General features: G+C 42.8%; 19 protein-coding genes and 1 pseudogene. All 20 read right to left on the reverse strand.

Translation table 11 applies throughout. The features are described from left to right. Window positions 1–5: 5 nt before the first annotated feature. Window positions 6–773: a lysine 5,6-aminomutase subunit beta gene (gene kamE, locus JCM10596_RS02635; protein WP_034680312.1), complete on the reverse strand. Its 768-nt coding sequence runs from the start codon at window positions 771–773 to the stop codon at window positions 6–8. A 4-nt stretch (window positions 774–777) separates the two neighbouring features. Continuing rightward, window positions 778–2,345, reverse strand: a pseudogene (kamD, locus tag JCM10596_RS23460) (lysine 5,6-aminomutase subunit alpha). Beyond that, window positions 2,311–3,894 carry a lysine 5,6-aminomutase reactivase ATPase KamC gene (kamC, locus tag JCM10596_RS02645; RefSeq protein WP_025025804.1) on the reverse strand — a complete coding sequence of 528 codons (1,584 nt, stop codon included), beginning with the start codon at window positions 3,892–3,894 and terminating at the stop codon, window positions 2,311–2,313. Before kamC ends, kamD begins: the two are co-directional and overlap by 35 nt. A gap of 25 nt (window positions 3,895–3,919) precedes the next feature. Next, a complete protein-coding gene (gene kamB, locus JCM10596_RS02650) occupies window positions 3,920–4,915 on the reverse strand; it encodes a lysine 5,6-aminomutase reactivase subunit KamB (RefSeq protein WP_025025805.1) in 996 nt (331 codons plus the stop codon). Next, complete coding sequence (gene kamA, locus JCM10596_RS02655; RefSeq protein WP_025025806.1) at window positions 4,916–6,328, reverse strand: lysine 2,3-aminomutase; 1,413 nt, start codon at window positions 6,326–6,328, stop codon at window positions 4,916–4,918. It abuts the gene before it with no gap. A gap of 176 nt (window positions 6,329–6,504) precedes the next feature. After that, entirely contained in the window at window positions 6,505–7,416 is a 912-nt protein-coding gene (kdd, locus tag JCM10596_RS23465) for an L-erythro-3,5-diaminohexanoate dehydrogenase (protein ID WP_234410377.1), read from the reverse strand. 294 nt (window positions 7,417–7,710) lie between these two features. Then, the gene (locus JCM10596_RS02665) at window positions 7,711–9,171 is read right to left on the reverse strand and encodes a sigma-54 interaction domain-containing protein (protein ID WP_025025807.1); all 1,461 of its coding nucleotides are present in this window, start codon (window positions 9,169–9,171) and stop codon (window positions 7,711–7,713) included. Between the two features lie 56 nt (window positions 9,172–9,227). Next, a complete protein-coding gene (gene kce / locus JCM10596_RS02670) occupies window positions 9,228–10,052 on the reverse strand; it encodes a 3-keto-5-aminohexanoate cleavage enzyme (RefSeq protein ID WP_025025808.1) in 825 nt (274 codons plus the stop codon). A gap of 7 nt (window positions 10,053–10,059) precedes the next feature. Then, entirely contained in the window at window positions 10,060–10,452 is a 393-nt protein-coding gene (kal, locus tag JCM10596_RS02675) for a 3-aminobutyryl-CoA ammonia lyase (RefSeq protein WP_025025809.1), read from the reverse strand. Between the two features lie 67 nt (window positions 10,453–10,519). Continuing rightward, on the reverse strand, window positions 10,520–10,957 hold the full coding sequence (locus JCM10596_RS02680) for a hypothetical protein (RefSeq protein WP_025025810.1): 438 nt from the start codon (window positions 10,955–10,957) through the stop codon (window positions 10,520–10,522). Between the two features lie 71 nt (window positions 10,958–11,028). Beyond that, complete coding sequence (locus JCM10596_RS02685) at window positions 11,029–11,331, reverse strand: hypothetical protein (protein ID WP_025025811.1); 303 nt, start codon at window positions 11,329–11,331, stop codon at window positions 11,029–11,031. Then, the gene (locus JCM10596_RS02690; protein ID WP_025025812.1) at window positions 11,325–12,038 is read right to left on the reverse strand and encodes a hypothetical protein; all 714 of its coding nucleotides are present in this window, start codon (window positions 12,036–12,038) and stop codon (window positions 11,325–11,327) included. Before JCM10596_RS02690 ends, JCM10596_RS02685 begins: the two co-directional genes overlap by 7 nt. After that, window positions 12,035–12,595 (reverse strand): RNA polymerase sigma factor, encoded by a 561-nt coding sequence (locus tag JCM10596_RS02695; RefSeq protein ID WP_081791867.1) that lies wholly within the window; start codon window positions 12,593–12,595, stop codon window positions 12,035–12,037. The genes JCM10596_RS02690 and JCM10596_RS02695 overlap by 4 nt, the downstream gene beginning before the upstream one ends. A 175-nt stretch (window positions 12,596–12,770) precedes the next feature. Then, window positions 12,771–13,766 carry an ABC transporter ATP-binding protein gene (locus tag JCM10596_RS02700; RefSeq protein WP_025025814.1) on the reverse strand — a complete coding sequence of 332 codons (996 nt, stop codon included), beginning with the start codon at window positions 13,764–13,766 and terminating at the stop codon, window positions 12,771–12,773. Between the two features lies 1 nt (window position 13,767). Continuing rightward, entirely contained in the window at window positions 13,768–14,781 is a 1,014-nt protein-coding gene (locus JCM10596_RS02705; protein ID WP_025025815.1) for an ABC transporter ATP-binding protein, read from the reverse strand. A 22-nt stretch (window positions 14,782–14,803) separates the two neighbouring features. Continuing rightward, the gene (locus JCM10596_RS02710; RefSeq protein WP_025025816.1) at window positions 14,804–15,739 is read right to left on the reverse strand and encodes an ABC transporter permease; all 936 of its coding nucleotides are present in this window, start codon (window positions 15,737–15,739) and stop codon (window positions 14,804–14,806) included. Then, window positions 15,739–16,668 (reverse strand): ABC transporter permease, encoded by a 930-nt coding sequence (locus tag JCM10596_RS02715; RefSeq protein WP_025025817.1) that lies wholly within the window; start codon window positions 16,666–16,668, stop codon window positions 15,739–15,741. Before JCM10596_RS02715 ends, JCM10596_RS02710 begins: the two co-directional genes overlap by 1 nt. 124 nt (window positions 16,669–16,792) lie before the next feature. Beyond that, entirely contained in the window at window positions 16,793–18,472 is a 1,680-nt protein-coding gene (locus JCM10596_RS02720) for a peptide ABC transporter substrate-binding protein (protein WP_025025818.1), read from the reverse strand. 334 nt (window positions 18,473–18,806) lie between these two features. Next, window positions 18,807–19,739: a winged helix-turn-helix domain-containing protein gene (locus JCM10596_RS02725; RefSeq protein WP_025025819.1), complete on the reverse strand. Its 933-nt coding sequence runs from the start codon at window positions 19,737–19,739 to the stop codon at window positions 18,807–18,809. 69 nt (window positions 19,740–19,808) lie between these two features. Continuing rightward, the gene (locus JCM10596_RS02730; RefSeq protein ID WP_025025820.1) at window positions 19,809–22,016 is read right to left on the reverse strand and encodes a cellulose biosynthesis cyclic di-GMP-binding regulatory protein BcsB; all 2,208 of its coding nucleotides are present in this window, start codon (window positions 22,014–22,016) and stop codon (window positions 19,809–19,811) included. Between the last annotated feature and the right edge of the window lie 13 nt (window positions 22,017–22,029).

A 22,029-nucleotide genomic window follows, 5' to 3' on the forward strand; every position in this document is an offset into this window, starting at 1 on the left:
CAGGCTTAAATCCCTTTATTCCTTCGAACCATTTCATGAACCACAAAGGAAGCAACATCAGGAGCAAGAGATCCTGGACCGAAGCCGGCATCAAAACCTAGCTCTAACGCCATTTCATGATTGATTCTCGGTCCTCCACAGATCAACAGAAATTGCTGGCGCAAACCCTCTGCCTCTAGCAGCTCGACTAGCTCTGTTAGGTTTTTGATATGTGAGCCTTTTTGGGTGACGATCTGTGATACAAGTAGCGCATCTGCATTCATTTCAAGTGCTTTGGCTATCAGTACCTCATTGGGAACCTGACTCCCCATGTTCAATGCTTCCATTTCGGGATAGCGTTCCAATCCATATTCTCCATTATAGCCCTTCATATTCATAATGGCGTCAATTCCTACAGTATGGGCATCCGTTCCCGTACAGGCTCCAATCACCGTGACCTTCCGTCCAATATGATCCTTAATAAATTGATTAATTTCATAGAAGCTCATTCTTTCCGATTCCACTTTGGGGACATAGATCGAGGAATAGTCCACCCAATGCTGACACTTTCCATAAACAGTATAAAAACTAAAGCCCTCTCCCAAATCCTGAGCATCGTAAACCTGAGCCTCTTCAAAGCCCATTTTCAAGACAAGCTGTCTAGCCGCTTCCTTTCCTTCTTCTCCATAAGGGACAGGGAGTGTGAAGCTCATTTGTACAGCTCCGTCATTGAATGTATCGCCATACGGCTTCACTCGTGAATAATCTACTTGAAAGATCCCCTCACGTTCCATTCTTTTACCCCCTCCTTGACTTCAGACCTAAGCGTCTTCTCAGTTCATCTTCAAATGGATTTTGGTAGGCTTCATCCTTGAGAAAGACCCCTGCTAATCCCCGTCCTCCATCCCTTAGACGTTTCACATCGGCAAAGAGTCCTGCCTCAACAGCCTCAAATAATCCTTTTTTCTCTACTTCTAGCAAGAAAGCTGCGGCTTGATCTAACACCTCTTTGGCTCTGTTTTGGATTCTTCCATTTGGTGTAAATTGAATTTCCTCTGAAATATGACGCATATTGTTAAAAATATATTGGGCATTCTCCAAAGCAATTTACGATCATGCATATACGGGGTATGCATCGCCTCTGTCATCATTCCCAGTAATTGAATCCCTTGATTGGTCATAATCGATACCACATTAAAGAGAGCATCCTGGATATGTCCTTTGAATATATTGCCCGTCATATGTTTGGTTGGAGGCATATATTTCAAGGGAGCATCAGGAAAAATCTGTCTAGCCATCTGGGCTTGAGACAATTCGAGTAAAAAACCGTCCTCCAAGTCAGGATTCATTTCAAAAGCATGACCCAATCCAAGCTGTGAGGCAGGAAGACCAGACTTATATGCGAACTGTTCATTGATAAATTGAGAGGCTAATACGGTGTGAGCCGCTTCCACAGCATCTGCCGTTGTCAAATAATTGTCTTCCCCTGTATTAATAATGATCCCTGCATAGCTATTAATCATCCTTGAAAAATATTGATCAACCAAAGTACGCTGCATATTAATATCTCGGAACAGAATGCCATACAAGGCATCATTCAGCATGACATCTAATCGTTCCAGAGCACCCGCCGCTGCGATTTCGGGCATACATAGACCTGAGCAATAGTTACACAGCCGAATATATCTCCCGACCTCTTCCCCTACTTCATCTAGAGCTTCGCGCATAATACGGAAGTTTTCTTGGGTCGCATACGTTCCTCCATATCCTTCTCGTGTGGCTCCATAAGGAACGTAATCTAGCAGGCTTTGTCCCGTACTGCGAATAACCGCAATGATATCAGCACCTTGTCGAGCTGCTGTCCTTGCCTGACGAACATCTTCAAAAATATCACCGGTAGCGACAATGACATATAGATAGGGCTGTTTCCCCTCCCCTAATGTGGCAAGATATTGCTCCCTTTCTTGACGTCGCTGCTCAATCCTGCCCAATTGTTGATCGACTAGACGGGCAGAAAAGGAAATCAGCTCTTCTTCTGCTACCGTTGGCAGTTCTGCCAAAGACAAGCTAGAGTTGGTTACTTTCTCTGCTATCTCTTGACCAGATAGATTCAGCGTCATCATCGCTTGTATAACGGGCAGAAAGGAACCTCTTTCTAACAAGCCAACTTCGTTTAAATGATCAACAATCAGATTGACATAAGGAATCCCATCATAGACCCCATCGATCCCCAATAGGCGTAATACCGTCCTCTCTGTAGCTACCGTGGATCTTTTTGCAATAAAGCGATCCATTTCTTCAGCAATTTTGGCTGCCGCAGCTCTCGCTTGCTCAATTTTGTTCTGATCCAGATCTAATTGCCCCATGGCTTTCCCCCTCCTCTAGCAGGTCATGTGCCCTCTTGATAATCTCTGTCGGTACCCCCAGCTTCTCTGCCATAATTAAAGCATGTCTAGGTACATCCTGCTCTTCATTCTCAACCAATACATAATTCATGTGACCCTCTGCTTCTAACCCCACCACACGATAATGCTTCGCCTCAGATAAGGCAGATAAGCGTGAAAAATGAGTTACCATCACACATAGTTGTGTTTTTTCTCTTGCCATATGTTCAGCCAGTGCTAGAGCCAGCACCTCTCCCTCTTGAGGATTTGTTCCTCTTGCCAGCTCATCCATGAGGAATAGCTGATGATGACCATGAACATATTCGGCTAAACGCAGCATCTCTGAGCCAAATGTGCTCACACCCTCTTCTATATTCTCCTGATCCCCATGAATCGCCACCATACGCTCGACTAAGGACATACAGAAGGAGCGTGCTGGAACAGGAAGAGCATAATGGGCTAAGGCGACGAGTAAAGCCATTGTTTTTAAGGTCACACTTTTCCCGCCCATATTTGAACCTACAAGAGTTGTTAAGCCATATTCCAGTTCAACAGAAAGTGGAGTGTACAGCTTTCCTTCCTTCTGAAGCCGTTTTTCAAGAGGTAAATATCTTCCCTGCTGAATATGGATTTTTCGCGGGTCAAGAACAGGCCAGGAACGCTCCTCATTCAGTAGCCAAGTGAACTTGGTCCAGCGCCAATCCCATTCTCCTACCCATCTGTTCCATTGTTCAAGATCTTGTAGATATGGAGTAAACGCTTTGAGCAGGGCTTCTAAACAGCTCTTTTCCTCGGCAGCAATAGCTCTTTCCATCTCTTCAATCTGCTCATGAAAAGCCTTTTCCTCCTGAGAGGGTGATAGAGAAAAAACCATTTCAAAAGGGGTTTCTCTGACCTTCATCAACTCTTTGTGCTGAAGACATTGTTCGACTCTTCGTTGATCTTTTAATGAAACAAATAAGTGAGTTCCTTGGAAGGATAGAGCTAATTCTTCCTCTAACCTCTGTTTTCGTTCCTCTGTTATTTGTTGCAGAGCAAGATTGGCTCGAACCTTCTCTTGATGATATTCTTGTAATCTCTTACTGAAATCGCTCAGTGCAAAAGAACTCTGATCTGCGGCTAGGATTTGGATGAGCTGTTCCACCTTATCCAGACTAGAGGCTAGCTCAGTATCCATACTGCCTAAATAATGAAACAGCTTTCTTACTTCCCATAAAAACTGTTTGAGATGAAACCAATCTGTTTCTGCCCCTGCCTCCCCTTTTTGCAGCAATTGAATAAAGAAAGAAGGGTCCTTCAGCTTGGTGAAGGCTTCCTCCATTTCTGCCCTTTTTTCTTGTTGCAGAAGCTCCTCTAGCTTTTTTGTTCGCTCTATTTCTGCTTGCCATTCCACTTCTTGTCCTTTGAAAAAGGGCTTTAGGTTCTTTTTATGAGCCTTACCTTGAGGAGACAAGGGGGTTAATTGATTCCAAATCCATGACCATTCAAGCCATTCTGCTGTGATTCGGTCCATCCATTCCCGGTTCTGCACATGATCACCCTCTAGTCCTTAAACTCTATATGATGTGACGACGTTTAGCATCGATGACAAGAATCTCTCCTGCAATTTCCTTCATTCCATGAAGCCACCTTTCACTTTCCTGCTCTCCTTGAGGAGAAAAAGGATTGACAGATAAGGCGATAAGCTTGCTTTTTCGACGCAAATAGATTTCTCCTCCCATGCGGAACCAACGTTGGATGGTATTGCGAGTAAGGAATATTTTTGTCGGATCTTCAATAATCCAAGCAAACGGCTTTCGAGTGTGGATAAAGTGTTGCATCACCCATTCAGTCAATGCGCCAGGAATGGAAAGACAGGATATTCCTTCTGCTACTTTCAGCCGTAGTTCCTCCAGAGAAGCAAGTAAAGAAGGTGTTTCAAGGCTGTTCCATTTCCCCTCTTGTAGATATCCCACTTTCTGCTCCGTAACACTTTGAAGCTCCGTCCATAGCGGCAGGTCCCAGCGCAAAAGAACCTCTTCTGTCCTTCGTTTCGCCGTTTCTAAATCAGCATCTAAGGCGGCTCCTGTACATAAAATAAAGGCGTCAGCTAGTTCTTCCTGTGCTGAGGCAAGTCGATCATATGCGCCATCAATGAAAGAAAGAGTCACTCCATGTTGAGTGAACCTTTCTATTGCTTGACGAACATCCTGATTCATGTGTGTTCCTGCCAACTTGATTTGTCCATCGTGAATACACTCCACCAAGTAAACAGGTCCCATAGGAGAGCTTGACTTGAGTTCTTCTACAATTCGCACATGGGCAGTCGATTGCTGAAGGGCTGCTTTAGCTGTAGCAGCCCACATTCCTCTTTTGATGTTAATCGCTGGCTTCTGGTGAAGATCCCAGACATCCTGCTTCTCACCATCCACCCCAGTACTCGCCAAGCCAAGCTGATGGCCTTGCCTGTCACCTTCTTCAACCAGCCAATTTAATGTGGTTGTTTTCCCTACATTTTTGGCTAAACCAACGATCGCTAGACGTTGATAGGTGAAAGGAAGGAAACCTTCCATTTAAGCTCCACTCTTTTCTGCCCGTCTATCTTGATCGGCATCATCTTGACTGCTTTTTTTCTTTTCTTGATTCTCCATTAGCTTAGATTTCATCTCATCTCGCTTTTCTCGGCGGTCCTTCAAGCTTTCACGCCCGATTTCTTCATACGCTTCCCTCTTCTTCATCCGCTGTAGCCCTTTAGGGACCAGATTAAACTCAGAATTATCCATTAAGGCACTAATTCCAATTGATTTCTCTGCTTTCTCCCCGTAGATCTCCTCGAAATAAGCATCTGCTCGACCCGCCACATAGCCCTCTGGCTCTGGATACGAGGTAATGACCCCTTCGAAATTACGCAAAATCACTTTGTCTGCACTTTGAGAGATAATATAGTTCGGCGCCACTGGGATCTTACCTCCACCCCCTGGTGCGTCGACAACAAAGGTAGGAACGGAGTAACCAGATGTATGACCGCGTAAGCCTTCCATAATTTCTAACCCTTTGGAAATAGGGGCTCTAAAGTGACCGATTCCTTCTGATAAATCACATTGATAGATATAGTACGGACGTACACGTATTTTTACTAAATCATGCATCAGCTTCTTCATGATTCGGACACTATCATTAATTCCTGCGAGAATAACAGATTGGTTTCCGACTGGAACCCCTGAGTTGACTAACATCTCACAGGCTTTCTTCGCTTCAGGAGTTATTTCTAGTGAATGATTGAAATGAGTATTCAGCCATACAGGATGATATTTTTTTAGAATATTGCACAAATCTTCTGTAATTCTCTGTGGGAAAACAACAGGAGCTCTTGTTCCAATTCGGATGATTTCCACATGCTCTATTTCACGTAAATTTTTCAAAATATATTCAAGAATGCGGTCATTAATAAGGAGTCCATCTCCTCCAGAAATTAATACATCTCGTATCTCAGGAGTCTGACGAATGTAGTTGATGACAGCATCAAGCTGTTTCTTGGGAACGCCCATCCCTACCTGACCGGAAAAGCGTCTTCTTGTACAGTACCGGCAATACATCGAACATTGATTAGTGACTAGGAACAACACACGATCTGGATAACGATGAGTTAAACCAGGAACTGGCGAGTCTTCATCTTCCTCCAAAGGATCCTCCATGTCGTATCGTGTCTTAGTTATTTCCGAGGAAATCGGTACAGATTGCATGCGGATCGGGCATCTTGGATCATCCGGGTCCATGATGGATGCGTAGTATGGTGTAATATTTAGAGGAATGGTCTGTGTCGAAATCCGTACTCCCTCTTCTTCTTCTGGAGTTAAGTTAATGACTTTTTTTAGATCATCGACCGTACGAATCGTGTTGGTTAATTGCCACATCCAATCATCCCATTGTTCCTGTGTAACATCCTTCCACATTTCAACCTCTTTCCAATGACGAAGCGTTCTCATCTCTATCTTCCTCCCTCGAATGATTTTTTTTATAGGTATATCAGGCTTATGGGGTAGTCAGGCATACTTTTTCAAAAACTCTTGTCGAATGGCTGTTGATTCACGAACGATTTGCAAGGCAAGCTCAGCATGCCCCTTGGTATAGCCATTTCCCATCATTAATTGAACATCCTTACCTACCCTTCAGCTCCTAATGCCGCTGCTGAAAAGCTAGTAGCCATACTAAAAAAGTAAGTAATTCCTCTTTCTTTGGTACAGAGAATAGAGCTCATCTCCGTCTGAGGAACATTGACACAATTGATAACCACATCCGCTAAGGCTCCAGCCGTCACTTGCTCCACCTGCTCCAAGGTTTTTACGGCATCTCTGGCATTTCCTTGAATCACATGATCCGCCAGTTGAAGTTGTTCGAGAAGCTGTATACCCGCTTCCCCATACTCCATCGCAATCACCTTGCCCTTGCTTCCTGCTCTTTTCTTCGCTTGATACGTTGAGAGCAGACCCGATTTTCCACCAGCACCTAGTATGAGAACCGTATCTCCCTCTTGAACTAGTTGATCTACTTGAGCAGGGGCTCCGCAGACATCTAATACAGCCAAGGATAATGCCTCTGGTAAATCACCAGGCAGCAAGGCATAGATTCCTGATTGGAACAAAATCGCCTCTCCTGTGATCTTGATTTGACCTGTGTTCAGATCAATATGATGGATCTTTTGGATAGAGAGAGGAGTTAAGGTCAGAGAAACCAGTGTCGCAATCCGATCTCCCACTTGGACCTCAGATGAACCATAGTTGGCTCCTATTTCCTTGACCCTGCCAATCAGCATTCCTCCTGATCCAGTGACTGGATTATGCAGCTTTCCACGTTCCTCTACAATGGATAAAATTGATTTTTGAAGCGCTTCCACTTCTCCTTTTGCTTCTTCCTTAAGCTGTAAAAAAGAAGCGGAGTCTATATTGAGGACGTCTACCTCAATTAATAGCTCATTGTCATATAAGAAAGAAGAAGCATCCAGCCTCCACGCAGGCTGCGGTAAGCTTCCCTGTGGTTCAATCACTCGGTGACAGCCATATCGATGACCTTGCACACGTCCCTCCCCCTCTCTAATTTTTTCTGTTAGTTATTTATAAGCAAAAGTGATGCCAAAAGACAGAAATGAAGAAAAAAAAGAATAAGAAAAGGAATAAGAATACTGAAAAAGCTGTTTATATAAAGGGAGAGTCTTTTATTCTCTCCCTTGATTCTTTTTTCTCTAGGCTTTGTTTTATCCAAAAAAATAAAGGGCGTGCCGGATTTCGGGCACACTCTTTATTTTTGAATAACTGCTCTTTTTCTTGAACAATTTTTTATCTATGAAGGTTCATCTTACATTCAGCTACCCTCATTCAATTTTGTATTTTTTGATTTTATATTGCAGCGTTTGGCGCGGTATACGCAACACACTTGCCGCTTGCATAATGTTCCCAGAGGTTTGCTCCAGAGCTTTCTGAATCCAGCTCTTTTCTTCCCTCTCCAGCCTCTCTTTCAAGGAATACAAGGGCATCTCCGATTGTTTCTCCCGAGAAGCCTTGCCTGCATCGGATAATTGCGTCCTTTCTGTTGGAGAGGCTGGTAGTGTTCCAACCCAGCGACGTTGAAGAGACTCTGGAAAGACCTCTTCTTGTAAAAGATCTCCTTCCGCCACATTCAAGGCGGCTTCAATCGCATGCTCAAGCTCACGTACATTTCCCGGCCACGAATACTCCTTCATTTTTCGCAAAACACTGGGCTCGATCTGGACCTTCTCTCGTCCAAAGCGCTGACAATAGTACCGCAAAAAATGGTCAATCAGATAGGGAATATCTCCTTTTCTCTCTCGTAAAGGAAGCAAGAAGATCGACACGACATTGATGCGATAGTATAAATCCGAACGAAGTCGCCCTTCTTTGACCGCCTCCCACGGCTCTTCATTGGAAGCCGCCACCACCTTAATATCCACGGGATAGGTCTTACTGCTTCCAATTCGCCGCACGACCCCCTCTTGCAGAACTCGCAATAATTTAGCCTGAAGCTCTACGGGCATAGAGTTAATTTCATCTAAAAATAAAGTTCCCCCATCTGCTAGCTCAAATAAACCAGGACGATCAATCGAGCCTGTAAAGGAGCCCTTCGTCGTGCCAAATAATAAGCTCTCAAGCAGGGTAGCAGGTAGAGCCGCACAGTTTTGGGCGATAAAAGGAGCTTTTTTTCTGCCAGAAGCAGAATGAATCGCTTGAACTACGATTTCCTTTCCTGTGCCGGTTTCACCATATACCAAAACAGGAGAATCCGTCTTGGCAATTCGGGGAATCATTTTTTTCATCTGATTCATTGTGGGATCTTGCGTGATAAAGTCATCCATCTCATAATATTCTTTGGCTTTGGCACGTGATATCTTACGTGCTTTCTGTGTTGCATTCACTTTCTCTTGAAGCTCAAGCAGCTTTTCTGAAAGCTGTTTGACTTTAGAAATATCCTTGGCTACTTCTACTGCACCCACTAGCTTCCTATGAACATAGATGGGTAATGTTGTATTCACTGTATCTACTTGCTTGCCCTTCAGGTTCGTATAGGTCTGAGGCTGATTCTCGATCGCTTCCCCTGTTTGAATCACTTTAAGTAATGTACTTGTGTGCGTGTCCAGAGAAGGAAAGACTTCTAAAATATGCTTGCCCATGACTTCTTCTTCCGATAAACCATCTAGGCTGGCAATGACATGATTGTAATAAATCGTTTCACCTTCCGCATTGACCACATGAATTCCTTCATCAATCGAACCTAATACTGCTTGTAGCATTTCCAGAGTAACTACGGATTGTCCCATGTGCACCTCCTTAAACGAAAAACAATCTGCCCGTTTTTCGTCGTATGTGCCGAATTTTAGGCATCTCCTCTAACAATCCCTAACATTTTCCTTGCTTCGTCAGGAGTCGCTATCTCTCGTCCAAGCTCTCGGGCAATTCGAACAATTCGCTCGGCAAGCTGGGCATTGGATTCCGCTAATACGCCCTTATGGTAATAAATATTATCCTCAAAACCAACTCGCACATGACCTCCCAAGACAAGGGCATGCATCGCCATAGGTAATTGATGACGTCCAATCCCTGCTACGGTCCAGCTCGCTCCTTCAGGGATTTGTTGAACCATATGGAGCAAATGCTGAATCGTCGCTGGAATCGCCCCTGGAACTCCGAGGACAAAATCAAAATGAAGATGCCCTTCTACGAATCCTTTTTTCACCAATTGAAGAGCATTATTAATCATCCCGACCTCAAATATTTCAAATTCAGGTCTGACTCCTTCTTGTTTCATCACCGTGGCGATTCGCTCAATATCTCTAGGGGCATTCATAAAGACTCCGTCCCCAAAATTAGCCGTACCCGTTGAAAGCGTTGCCATTTCCGGCTTCAAATAAAGGGGCTGCATGCGCTCTTCAATCGACATTCCCACAGCCCCTCCAGTTGATACCTGGATAATGATATTACAACGTTTTTGAATTTGTTCGATGATTTCCTGATAGCGTTCTTTCGCTTGAGTTGAAGAACCATCGTCCCATCGTGCATGAATATGAGCAATTGATGCCCCTACTGCATGGGCTTTTTCCACTTCCAAGGCAATCTCTTCAGGTGTATAAGGGAGTGCGGGCTGTTGTTCTCTAGTTACCTCAGCCCCGTTGACAGCAACCGTAATGATGCATTTTTCCATCCTTACATCAGCTCCCTTTCTGCTTATCCTTGGGAACTACACAGGTTCCTGATGCATAGCAAACAAGAAGAGGTTCCTCTAAGTAGGTCGCTGATGTTGGATGATTCGGATCTCGACTTCCTTCAATCACTTTGTAGGCATGAAACGTCATTTTTCTAGACGTATTGCCTATCTTTTCGATCTTTCCAGTGGCTTCAATATAGTCCCCAGCATAAACAGGAGCTTTAAACTCCACCTTATCGTAGGCTACAAATAAACCTTCGTCCCCATCATGACGAATTAATAGCTCTGTTGCTACATCTCCAAACAATGCCAACATTCTAGCACCATCTACTAAATCACCACCATAATGCGCATCAGCTTGGGACATACGTAAACGGATCATTACTTCATGACTCATCAGCTTCACCTCATAATAAGTTATATGATTTGTCATTAGTGTAACATATTGTAGTGTATCGCCTCAGCTATTTTTTTACAGAGGAAATGGAGATCTCCTCACCTTGCACAATAATGGTATGATCATCCTTCCACTCAAACGTGTCATAGTACGCTCCTACTTCAAGTGGGGAAAGCAGCTCCGACACCGTTTCTAAATCAAACAGGATAAGCGTTTGCTGCGGTTCTCCTTCTAAGGTATAGCCAATCACTCGCATCGCCGCTTGTTTTCCGCTTGGGGAAATCAGGATGGTTTTATCTACATAAACAGGATAATCAAAGCTCACCTCGTAATCGAAAGTATACTCTTCATGATTCAGATCAAAAAGACCCACATGAAGAAGATAGTGATTTTTCTTCAGCTGAAGAACCTGACTCACCAAAGCATTTCCCTCTGGTAACCCCGTAATATATTCCTGATCATAGGATGAAGCCGTTCTTTTAAACGGGAAGGGAAGCTCACTCATTCTCTCCTTTTCGACATCAAGAAGGTACACTCTTTGTGTTCCGGCAAAAGACGCATCATATTGCGGCGGTCCTACTTTAATAAAAGCATACCTTGCACTTTCATTGGCTGGTCGAATCTCTTGAACGTAGAAGCTTGATCTGAAAGCTCAGGCAAAGGTAGCTTAAGTTCAAAGGCTCTCTTCTCATCAACATGTAATTGATAGAACGCTTGACCAGGAGCATTGTAGAAGAGAATTCTTGATTCATCCAGCCAATTGGCTGCCCATCTATTTAACTGAGGTCCTTCTCTACGTTCTTCTTCTGGTGTCTTCTTCACCTGACCATACAAAACCTGATACGAATAGGTTAAAGGATCAATGATTCCACCTACCAATACCCCTCTTGATTCTCAAAAGTGATAAAGGCTCTTTCACCTTTAGGTGACCAATACACTTGATAATCACCATAATAGCCCGCTTGCGGGAGATCATGAATGAATTCCGCAGAACCATCTGCATGAAGCTCATAAAGCACAGCTGTCATGTTTCGAGACTCCGACTCTGAGGTAGCGTCTAGCTCATTGATAAAAACATAGAATCGATCCTCTTGATTAGGAAAAGGAACCAATTGCATATTGACGATATCATTGGCACTTTCATGAATCAGCAGACCTTGGTCTCCCTTGACCATGTACAGCTTTTTGTGGTCAGCATCAACAAATAGAGAGAAGGATTGATCAGGGGCAGAAATAACTTGGTATCCATCTGCCAAGCTTAGCGTGAACTTTTCCCACATTCCCTTCGACAGCTCTGCCGTCTGGATTTTCGTATCCTTCTCGCTGTATTCTTGCACGATTTCCTTTTGATTAGAAGGAATGAGTTCTAACACATTGCTATTATATAAGTAGCTCCCAAGAAATATAGTGGCAGCCGCAACACTTGTATATTTGATCACTTTATATGAATTGCGTTTTCTTTTGCTATGACTAGCTTTGTTTAAAAACTGCGACCTTACCTTTGCTTCAAATTCAGGGTCTGGACCAGGGATTTCTAACGTTTGAATCGACTCTAGGATTTTTTTCTCCATTCTATCTTGATTCATATGCTTTCCTCCTTTAATAAGATCTCTGAATCGAGCATTCCTCGCAGTTTCGACATCGCTCTATTTTGCCTTACACTTACTTGATTAATAGAGATATTTAATAACCCAGCCGTTTCTTGTACAGTTAATCCTTTGATCCAACGCAGATAAATCACGGTTTGCAATTTTTCTGGTAGCTGTTTAATGATTCGATGGATTTCCTCTGCTTGCTCTTGCTTCAAGAGGGATTCTCCTGGTATTTCCAAATTCCCTTCAAACTCCATATTCTCAGGGATGTGATGCTTCCAGAAGGTGAGGTATTTGATCGTTTTCTTCTTCCGCGCAAAATCAATCACCGCTCTTCTAGCAATTGTAAATATCCAAGTAGAAATAGAACTATCTCCTCTAAAATCCTCATAATGTTGAGCTATTTTTATAAAAATTTCTTGTGTAACATCTTCTGCATCCGCCTTGTTACCTACCATATAATAGACATAACGATAGACAGAGTGGAAATGATCTTTAAATAGTTGCTCATATTCGATCACACGATCTCCTCCGTTCTCCATTCTGCACATATAGACGATTCTACCTCCAAAATTCTTTCCCTACAATACAAAATTTTTGAAGAAGAGGATTAGATGGAGCTTCACTCCACCTGTTGAGTAGTCGTCCTATCCTGCAAACACAAAAAAATAAGAGTGCACTCCTATCAAAAGGCACTCTTATTACGCTAAAAGATCCCTATTCTACTTATTTATCATTATAAAGGTGACAAGCCGTATAATGACCTGACTTGACTTCCTTCCATTCAGGGGCTCGACTTGCACACACCTCCATGGCTACTGGACAGCGAGTTCGAAACACACAACCGCTTGGTGGATTGATCGGACTTGGAATATCTCCTGTCAATACAATCCTCTCACGATTTCTTTCCACTTCAGGATCTGGAATCGGAACGGCTGACATCAGAGCTTGGGTATAGGGGTGTAATGGGTTCTCATACAGTTCATCACTTTCCGCTAATTCCACCATGTTGCCTAGATACATCACTAGCACTCGATCTGAAATATATTTGACCATCGATAAATCATGAGCAATAAACAGGTAGGTTAAGCCCATTTTCACCTGTAATTCCTTCAATAAATTCACAACCTGAGCTTGGATCGATACATCTAGTGCTGAAATCGGCTCATCACAAATAATAAATTTGGGTTCAACAGCAAGCGCCCTAGCAATCCCAATCCGTTGACGCTGACCTCCACTAAACTCGTGAGCAAAGCGTTCCATATGCTCAGGGTTAAGCCCAACAAGTTGAAGCAGTTCTGCGATCCTTTCCTTGCGCTTGCTACCTGGAGCTAGCTGATGAATATCTAATGCCTCTCCAATAATATCCTCAATCGTCATGCGGGGATTTAAACTGGCATACGGGTCCTGAAAGATCATTTGCATTTCCCTGCGCATCTTCTTCATCTCAGATTGAGACAGCCTGAAAATGTCTTTTCCATCAAATAACATTTCTCCCTCTGTTGGTTCATAGAGACGGAGCATGGTTCTTCCTGCTGTGGATTTGCCGCAGCCGCTTTCTCCTACCAACCCAAGGGTTTCTCCAGGATAAATATCCAGTTCGAGGTTTTGAACTGCCTTTAGTACCTGATCACCAACTTGAAAGTGTTTCTTTAGCTTGCGCACCTCTACCAATGGTTTCTTCGTCCCTGTCTGTTTGAGGGATTGAGCTGTCATTGCCATACTATCTCCCTCCTCCATTCTCATTACCTGCCGCTACCTGTGCCATTGGATGATGCAGCCAACAGGCAGCTTGCTGTGTTCCACCCATCTGTTCTAGAACTGGATTATGATCTCTGCATATTCGCATCGCACTTTCACAGCGTGCGAAGAAAGGGCATCCTGCCGGCGGCTTAAGCAGATCAGGAGGGGTACCAATAATCGGATAGAGAGGTTCATCACGCTTCATATCTAAGCGAGGAACGGATTTAAGTAGTCCCTTGGTATAAGGGTGCTTCGGCTGATAAAAAATTTCATCAATGGTCCCTGATTCAATCACTTGTCCCGCATACATGACAATCACTCGGTCACACATCTCTGCTACCACACCTAAATCATGGGTGATTAAAATAATAGAAGAGCCAATCTTCTCTTTCAAATCCTTCATTAATTCTAGAATTTGCGCCTGAATGGTCACGTCCAATGCCGTCGTTGGTTCATCAGCAATAAGCAGCTTAGGCTGACAGGCTAAGGCAACTGCAATCATCGCTCGTTGACGCATTCCCCCAGAGAACTGGTGAGGATATTGATCAATTCTCTTCTCAGGCTCGGGTATTCCTACTAGCTTTAGCATATCTAAGGTATGCTCATAGGCTTCCTTTCTAGAAATACCCCGATGCTTGATCATCCCTTCGGCAATTTGATGTCCGATTTTAGCCGTGGGATTCAAGGAAGTCATGGGATCCTGAAAGATCATTCCGATTTCTTTCCCACGTATACTTTGCATTTCCCTCTCTGTTTTCTGCAACAGATCCTGACCATCAAAAACGATAGAACCTTGTTTGTAATCTACAGGGGGCTTAGGTAGAAGCTGCATAATCGATTGAGCAGTTACGCTCTTCCCACAGCCCGACTCCCCTACGATGGCAATCGCTTCCCCTTTTTTCACTTCAAAATTAACTCCCCGTACCGCCTTCACTTCCCCAGCATACGTATGGAAGGAAACATGTAAATCCTTTACTTCTAATACGTTATCCATTAATGCTCCTCCTTTCTATTGATTATTTACGAAGTCGAGGGTCTAGAGCATCACGTAAACCGTCCCCTAAAACGTTAAAGGCAAACATCGTCAAAGAAATTAAAGCGGCAGGAATAAACAACTGGTATACATTCCCAACCAATAAACTTCCCAAGGAATCTGCGGTCATTGTTCCCCAGCTTGCTTGTGGGGCAGGAATTCCTAAACCAAGGAAGCTTAGAGTCGCTTCAGCAAAAATAGCTGTAGGAACGGTTAAGGTCACATTAACCAAGATCGGTCCCATCGTATTAGGAACCAAGTGCTTACGCAGTACCCAGCCATTGTTGGCTCCTAGCGCATAAGAAGCATGAACATACTCTTGTTCCTTCAATTGCAGGACTTGTCCCCTGATTAAACGCGCCATTGGAATCCAACCCGTAATCGTCATAGCGATAATGATGGTCCATATTCCTCCACCCATTACAACCATGAGTAAAATAACCAATAGAAGGTAAGGAATAGCATATAAGACCTCAGCTATACGCATCATAATGTTATCCACTCTTCCTCCGCGCATTCCTGAAATTCCTCCGTAGATCACACCAATAGCAAAGTCTAGAATAGCCGCCATGATCCCGATAAACAGAGAAATTCTTGCTCCATGCCAAGCACGTGTAAAAATATCTCGCCCAGCTTGGTCCGTTCCAAACCAATGCTCGGCATTAGGACTTAAATTCTTCTTCGTAAAATCCTGTTCATAATAGCTATATTCATTCAAATAAGGACCAATAATCGCTAGAGTGACTAAAACAATAATAATCACTAGACCTAGCATCGCCAGCTTGTTTTGCTTCAAACGACGCCAAACATCAGACCAGTAGGAAAGGCTAGGTCTTGATATTTTTTCCGCTTCAGCAAAATTATCTTTTACAGGAAGGAACATGTCTTCGGTAAATTTAATTTCTTTGTGTGGTTGCATTACTTGCTCCCTCCTGTAAGCTTGATTCGCGGATCAATCCATGTATACGCAATATCGACAATAAAGATCATGAAAATAAGGATGGTACTATAAAAGACAGTCGAACCCAAAATCACAGGGTAATCACGGTTATTTATCGATTTGACAAACATTTCTCCCATTCCAGGTATCCCAAAGATAGACTCTATGATAAAACTGCCTGTTACTAGATTTGCCGCAATGATACCTAATACTGTCACAACAGGCAGGATTGCATTCCTAATCGCATGTTTGATAATAATAACACTTCTAGACATTCCTTTTGCTTTCGCCGTCTTGATGTATTCTTGACCTAAGACCTCTAACATACTCGAGCGCATTAAACGTGCAATATATGCCATGGGCATCATCGCCAAAGAAAGGGTAGGCAATATGGTATGGGACCAAGATTTCCAGGTTGCTACAGGGAGAATTCCCCATTCTACTGCTATATAGTGAATTAAGACAGTGGCAAGAATAAAGCTTGGTACAGAAATTCCAATAATAGCTAGAACCATTGAAAAATAATCAGGCCATTTATTATGGTGTAATGAGGCGACTACACCCAAAATCAAGCCAAAGGTGATGGCGACAACCAGTGCCTGCGCTCCCAAATGCAGAGAAACAGGGAAACCATTTTTTATGTAATCATTCACGGTAATCACGGAAGATTTAAGTGAAGGGCCGAAATCTAATTTGGCAAGCTGCTTCAAATAAAGAAAATATTGCACATACAGAGGCTTATCTAAGTTATAGTAGCGTTGAAGATTATCATACACTCCCTGTGGCATTGGACCTTCCTTGGCAAAAGGATTTCCAGGGACAGAGTGCATCAAAATAAATGTGAGCGTGATGATGATCCATAAGGTTAGTAATGACCAGCCTAGTCTTTTCAGCGTATATTTTAACACTTGCTTCCCTCCTCTTCTTCATTGCTTGAATTATTTGAATTTATTAAAACAAAACCAAGAAAATCTGGGTTTGCTCATCAGCATCCCCAGATTCAGTTTGGACTAGATTCCTATTTACAGTTCATTACTTCACGATATCAGCAAATTGATATTGAGGATATCTTCCTGCTGGTTTGAATGCACCCACTACATGCTCTTTCTGACTATACGGGAAGGTATAGTAGTAGATAGGTGAAATCGGCATATGCTCCATCAGGATTTTTTCTGCTGCGTGTAAATCAGCCATACGTTGAACTTGATCATTAGATGCTTTCGCGTTAGCGATTAAAGCATCATACTCCGCATTGCTCCAGCCGGTATCATTGTTACCGCCATTCGTGATAAACATGTCAAGGAAAGACATTGGATCTACATAATCACCAATCCAGCCTGCACGAGAAATATCGTAATCTTTTGCTTTTTCACGGTCTATTTTCACTTGGAACTCCACATTTTCAAGGGTAATATCAACTCCAAGCTCCTTACGCCACATTTCTTGTACAGCTTCAGCAATTCTCTTATGACCATCAGATGTATTGTAGAGAAGGACCATTTTAGGGAACTGATCCATGCCCTCTTCTGCTAAGCCTTCAGCTAACAATTTCTTCGCTAATTCAATATCCTCTGAGAAAAGAGGACCGTTATTTTGTTGGAAATCCCCTTGAATATCTGGAATTCCAAATGGAGTATAACTATAAGCAGGCTGCTGTCCACCTTGGGCAACATGCTCAACGATCGTTTGACGATCAATTGCCATTGCTAGTGCTTTACGCACCTTTACATTGTTCAAAGGCTTACGATTGGTATTAAAGTTATAGAAATAGGTGGCTAAATCAGATCCGATAATAAATTCTTTATCATCGCTGTTAACCAATTGGCCCAATACATCTCCAGGAATTGGATACGCTACATCTAATTCACCATTACGGTACATTTGCCAAGCTGTATTCTCATCTTCAATCATAGCGAAGTGAATTTCATCAAGCTTCACTCTATCTTTTTCATAGTAGCTATCATTTTTGGCAATCTTAATGCTTTCTTTGTTCTTCCATTCTACTAGCTTGAAAGGTCCATTGGAAACATAAGTAGAAGCATCGTTCGCCCAGTCTGGATTTGACGCTTGTACATTTTTATTGACTGGTAAGTAGGTATAGAAAGCAAGCAACTCGATAAAATATGGAGTTGGAGCTTTTAGCTTCACTTCTAGTGTTGTATCATCTACTGCTTTGACTCCCACTGCATCTTCTAAAGCCTTCAATGTTTCTGCATCTTTTGCTTCAGAGCTATTATACTCCTCTCCTCCCACTAGATAGTATAGTTGATAGGAGTATTGAGAAGCAGTAGAAGGAGCTAGCAGGTGCTTCCAAGCTACTTCAAAGTCCCCAGCAGTGACTGTATCGCCATTGGACCATTTAGCATCATCACGCAGATAGAACGTGTAGGATAAACCATCTTCACTCACATCCCATTTTGTCGCGATTGCAGGCTCTGCTTTCCCATCAGCAGAGATTCTCGTTAATCCTTCTAGAACATGCTCGATCACCCAAGAATCATGGGTACCTAGTGCTTTTGCTGGGTGTAATGAACCCGGCTCTGAGCTATTATTTAAACGTAAGATTTTAGCATCTGTGTTTGTATTTCCTGATTCTCCTGTTTGCTCACCAGATGTACTCGGCGTGCTCGTTTCTTGACCAGCAAAACATCCAGTCAGTGCGAGAACAAACACCAGCACTAAGCACAGGACTTTATAGAACTTCTTGTTCATAAGTAAACTCTCCCCTTACTTTTTTTATATTGAGAAAGAATGCAGGACCTGTCTCTTACATCGTCCGGCATCCTCTAACTCCAAACCTAAGTGTTATAAATTACCTATACACATTCCATACAAGAGCCTTTTTCCCTAGTTCTTGAGATTTGATATGTATTAAACATATTCACGTTGTTCTATGTGCATAAAACTACTCGTTAGAAATAATTATAGTAGAACTTAATATAATTGCAATATTTTTTTTACTATTCTATAAAATGAATGATTACTTTGTTTTCTGTATAAGAAAACACAGGAGTCTTGAAGACACCTGTGTTTTCGCGGAACTGTCCTACCCAATATGCTCGATCCCAGCATCTAAAAAGGTGGACATTAATTTATTAAATTCCTTAAACGCATTGGGTCGAAAGCGATAGCGATCCACATTCGAATCTTGCGTCACATAGACACTAATAAGTCCTGAGCTTCGAAGTGCCATCAAATGATGATGCACTGTACTCTTAGAAAGTCTAGTAAACTTTACAATTTCCTTAAACGTCTTGGGACCTTGAGCTAAAAACTTAAGAATCTTCATGCGATTTTCGTCTGCTAAGGCACGCGTAATTCTCATTAACGGTTTTTGTGGTGCCTCTGGGTCTTCATGCGGAATATCTATGGAATACTGCACAAAATAAAAGTGTTGAAACTCGCAATACACTGTCAGAGGAGCGTAATGAGAGCTTGGAGATAAGACGATCAGGTCCAAGCCCTCTAGTGGTTCAATTCGTACTCCGCCTGAGGCTTGTTCTAGTAAATCTACCGCATTCAGGCTACCTTCTAACCGCTTTTTGTACTCGGCATCCTGCTCTAACGCCTTTCCTATGTGCTCCTCAACCTTGCTATAATATTGTTCATACCAAGCAGAAAATAGCTGGACATACTTGTCACGCACATCTCCTAAATCATTGGGCAGCCCTTCTGTGACAAAAGGAGCGAGCATCTCATACATATCCCCTGGTGTAAGTTCTCCTAACCACCAAAGAAATTTCTGTATGTCCTGTTTATATGGTGATTTCCACGCCAAGATATACGGCTTCTCCAAGCAAGGTACCGTTTTCGGATTCGCTATCAGACTAAGAAATTCAGGATCCAACTGTTTTTTCACCTTTTGAACCCATTCACTACCCAAGTCCGTATTACGAATAAATTTCTTACTTGAAAACAAGGTAAAGCTGGAAATAAGCTCGTATACCGGAGAATAATCAACCACCAATTTGTATGTCATAATTCGACCTCCACCGAACATCATCAATGTACTGATGATAACAGAACGGTTTTAAAAACACAAGAAAGCCTATTCCTTCACTTGGCTTTGCCTTCTCCAGAGTTTCATAAAGACATAGAAAGCAATAAGAAACACAGCAAAAATGATCAGAAAAATCCAGTAAGGCAAGCTTTGATCATCCTCTTTAGACTTCTCGGGAGGATCAACAAATTCCGTTTCTTGTTCCAGTGTAGCAGGGAGGTGATGGATTTGCTGCGCATGATTCATCGTCAATAACACAGAATCCCTTGGTTCAGACGTAAGAGAACGCAAGAGCGCTGGATGAATAAAGTTTCCTTTTTCATTTTCACCTACATCCGTATGTTGAATAATCAGCATGGTTCGATTCTCATCCCAGACAGAGGGTTGTAACCACGCCACATAGGCTGTTGTTTCATTCAGCGCATGAAAGTCCGATACCTGAAGCTGCCCTTTCTCCCTTTGGACGAGCAATAACTCCTCTAATGTATCCAGGGCTTGGTACTGACTTGCATCGCCCAAAATCACAACATGATGATGCATCAGCTTCTCTTTCGCCGCTGGTGTGTCCTTCACAATATCGATTGTGTTCCGATGCTGGGTGCTTAGTAACATCTCTTTTGCCACACGAGCAAGCTGAGTCAGGTATTTCCCGTCTACTTCTTGAGGAATCAAAAAGACGGTTGAATCCATCCCTCGCTCATTGACAAATGGAGCAGGCCAATAACGGAATGTTCTTTCCTTCGCCACTTCGTATGGGAGATGAAAAGCACTATCATTGTCTATTAATATCCACTGACCATCGTTTTGATTGCGATAGCAAGCTCCTCCTTTTTCATCAGCAATGTGAGCCTCCATACGCAATTCGATCAGCTCATTGGTACGATCTCTTATATATTCATCTAATGGAATTATCACGGTCATAAGATCCCCTTGTGAACGATCAAGATCAGCCATAGAGATGGTTTTGGGAATGCCATTAAAATAGATGGTTAGTCCGTACTTCTCAAAATCCTTCGCCTCGCCAGCTTGCAATAGAGAAGAGGCTCTAAGCTTCAATTCCAAGAAGCTCTCCTGCCCTACTTTCCAATAGCCCGGAATACGAATATACATAGGCTGGCTTGCTACTAAACCCTGCTTTAATAGAAGAGACTCATACCCAAAGGAAGAGAGAGTTAGCGCGGTTTGTTTTTCTTCTATTGTTTTCACAGGTAGCTTGTCGATCGTCATATGATTTCCGCTTAGCATACTACGCAAATCAGGATCTGTGAGAACAGAGAGCTTCTCTTGGATCGTTTCATCCTTCATCGCTGTGACAAGTAAAAGTAGATTTTTTTCTTCTTCCTGATTGGTTAATGAGAAATAAGTGAGCTGTAGAGCGTCCTTCTGCACCTGCTGATGATTCTCTGCTATGATTTTTCTCATGTCTCCCTGCCAGCTTTCTACACTTCCGATAGCAATCACATCACGATTCTTCTTGCTTTTTTCCCATTCTGATTCTGTCATCAGCGGTATCACTTTTCCCGACACGGTGATAGAGGACAGATAAGAGGCGAGGTGTAGAGCGGATGAGATCACTTGCTCTGTTGGCTGATCAGGTACAACAATCGCCCCATATACTTCATCTGATGTCCCCAGCTCAACAAAAGGATAGGGAAACTCTGTTAATAAATCACTGACCTCCCATGTGTCCTTCGTATCAAAGTACAGAAACGAAGTCGGTTCAATTCGAACCCAATTTGCTGGATTATATTGATCTGCACAAAGATCATCAGAAACCACACTATGTGCTTTTAACGCTACTTTATGATAGCCTTGTGCCAGTTCATCTGCACCTAGCGGAATTCGAATTGTTTTTGACTGCTCACCTTCCTCTAACATAAAAAAGCTTTTGAGCGGCTTGCCATTGACCAAAATGGTCAATGTGGATTGCGTAGACAGCAACAGCTCTGAATGACGATATTCTAGCTCCATATAGTTCTGATTCCCCAACGTAGCTTTGGGTACGTAATAAAAAAACTCGTACGAAGGATCAACCCCTTGCAGCGTAATCGGCTGATTAGAAAAAGAATAGAGGCTCCCTGCTGAAAGAGGAGAAACATTAGAGCGAATCAGCACCTTCTCCTTTCCTGCTAGATTGGTAGCTGTGATCTGCTTTGATTCATTCTCCAGTCCGTAGACCATAGGCTGGTTTGGTGCTAGAGCTATCATTAGAACCGTTATGATTGTGATTAGTTTGTAGATCCATCTCTTCTTCATTTTTTTCTCTCCA

The organism is Caldalkalibacillus mannanilyticus JCM 10596, assembly GCF_000615945.1.
GTDB classification, from domain to species: Bacteria; Bacillota; Bacilli; order Caldalkalibacillales; family JCM-10596; genus Bacillus_AT; species Bacillus_AT mannanilyticus.

Excerpts from the sequence above, each read along its gene's own strand:
- JCM10596_RS02710 (WP_025025816.1), bottom strand. The coding sequence starts at position 15,739 with ATGCAACCACACAAAGAAATTAAATTTACCGAAGACATGTTCCTTCCT.
- JCM10596_RS02695 (WP_081791867.1), bottom strand. The coding sequence starts at position 12,595 with ATGTGCAGAATGGAGAACGGAGGAGATCGTGTGATCGAATATGAGCAA.
- JCM10596_RS02690 (WP_025025812.1), bottom strand. The coding sequence starts at position 12,038 with ATGAATCAAGATAGAATGGAGAAAAAAATCCTAGAGTCGATTCAAACG.
- JCM10596_RS02680 (WP_025025810.1), bottom strand. The coding sequence starts at position 10,957 with ATGAGTGAGCTTCCCTTCCCGTTTAAAAGAACGGCTTCATCCTATGAT.
- kal (WP_025025809.1), bottom strand. The coding sequence starts at position 10,452 with ATGAGTCATGAAGTAATGATCCGTTTACGTATGTCCCAAGCTGATGCG.
- kamE (WP_034680312.1), bottom strand. The coding sequence starts at position 773 with ATGGAACGTGAGGGGATCTTTCAAGTAGATTATTCACGAGTGAAGCCG.
- JCM10596_RS02700 (WP_025025814.1), bottom strand. The coding sequence starts at position 13,766 with ATGGCAATGACAGCTCAATCCCTCAAACAGACAGGGACGAAGAAACCA.
- JCM10596_RS02720 (WP_025025818.1), bottom strand. The coding sequence starts at position 18,472 with ATGAACAAGAAGTTCTATAAAGTCCTGTGCTTAGTGCTGGTGTTTGTT.
- JCM10596_RS02730 (WP_025025820.1), bottom strand. The coding sequence starts at position 22,016 with ATGAAGAAGAGATGGATCTACAAACTAATCACAATCATAACGGTTCTA.
- kamA (WP_025025806.1), bottom strand. The coding sequence starts at position 6,328 with ATGAGAACGCTTCGTCATTGGAAAGAGGTTGAAATGTGGAAGGATGTT.
- JCM10596_RS02665 (WP_025025807.1), bottom strand. The coding sequence starts at position 9,171 with ATGGGACAATCCGTAGTTACTCTGGAAATGCTACAAGCAGTATTAGGT.
- kce (WP_025025808.1), bottom strand. The coding sequence starts at position 10,052 with ATGGAAAAATGCATCATTACGGTTGCTGTCAACGGGGCTGAGGTAACT.
- kamB (WP_025025805.1), bottom strand. The coding sequence starts at position 4,915 with ATGGAAGGTTTCCTTCCTTTCACCTATCAACGTCTAGCGATCGTTGGT.
- JCM10596_RS02705 (WP_025025815.1), bottom strand. The coding sequence starts at position 14,781 with ATGGATAACGTATTAGAAGTAAAGGATTTACATGTTTCCTTCCATACG.
- JCM10596_RS02725 (WP_025025819.1), bottom strand. The coding sequence starts at position 19,739 with ATGACATACAAATTGGTGGTTGATTATTCTCCGGTATACGAGCTTATT.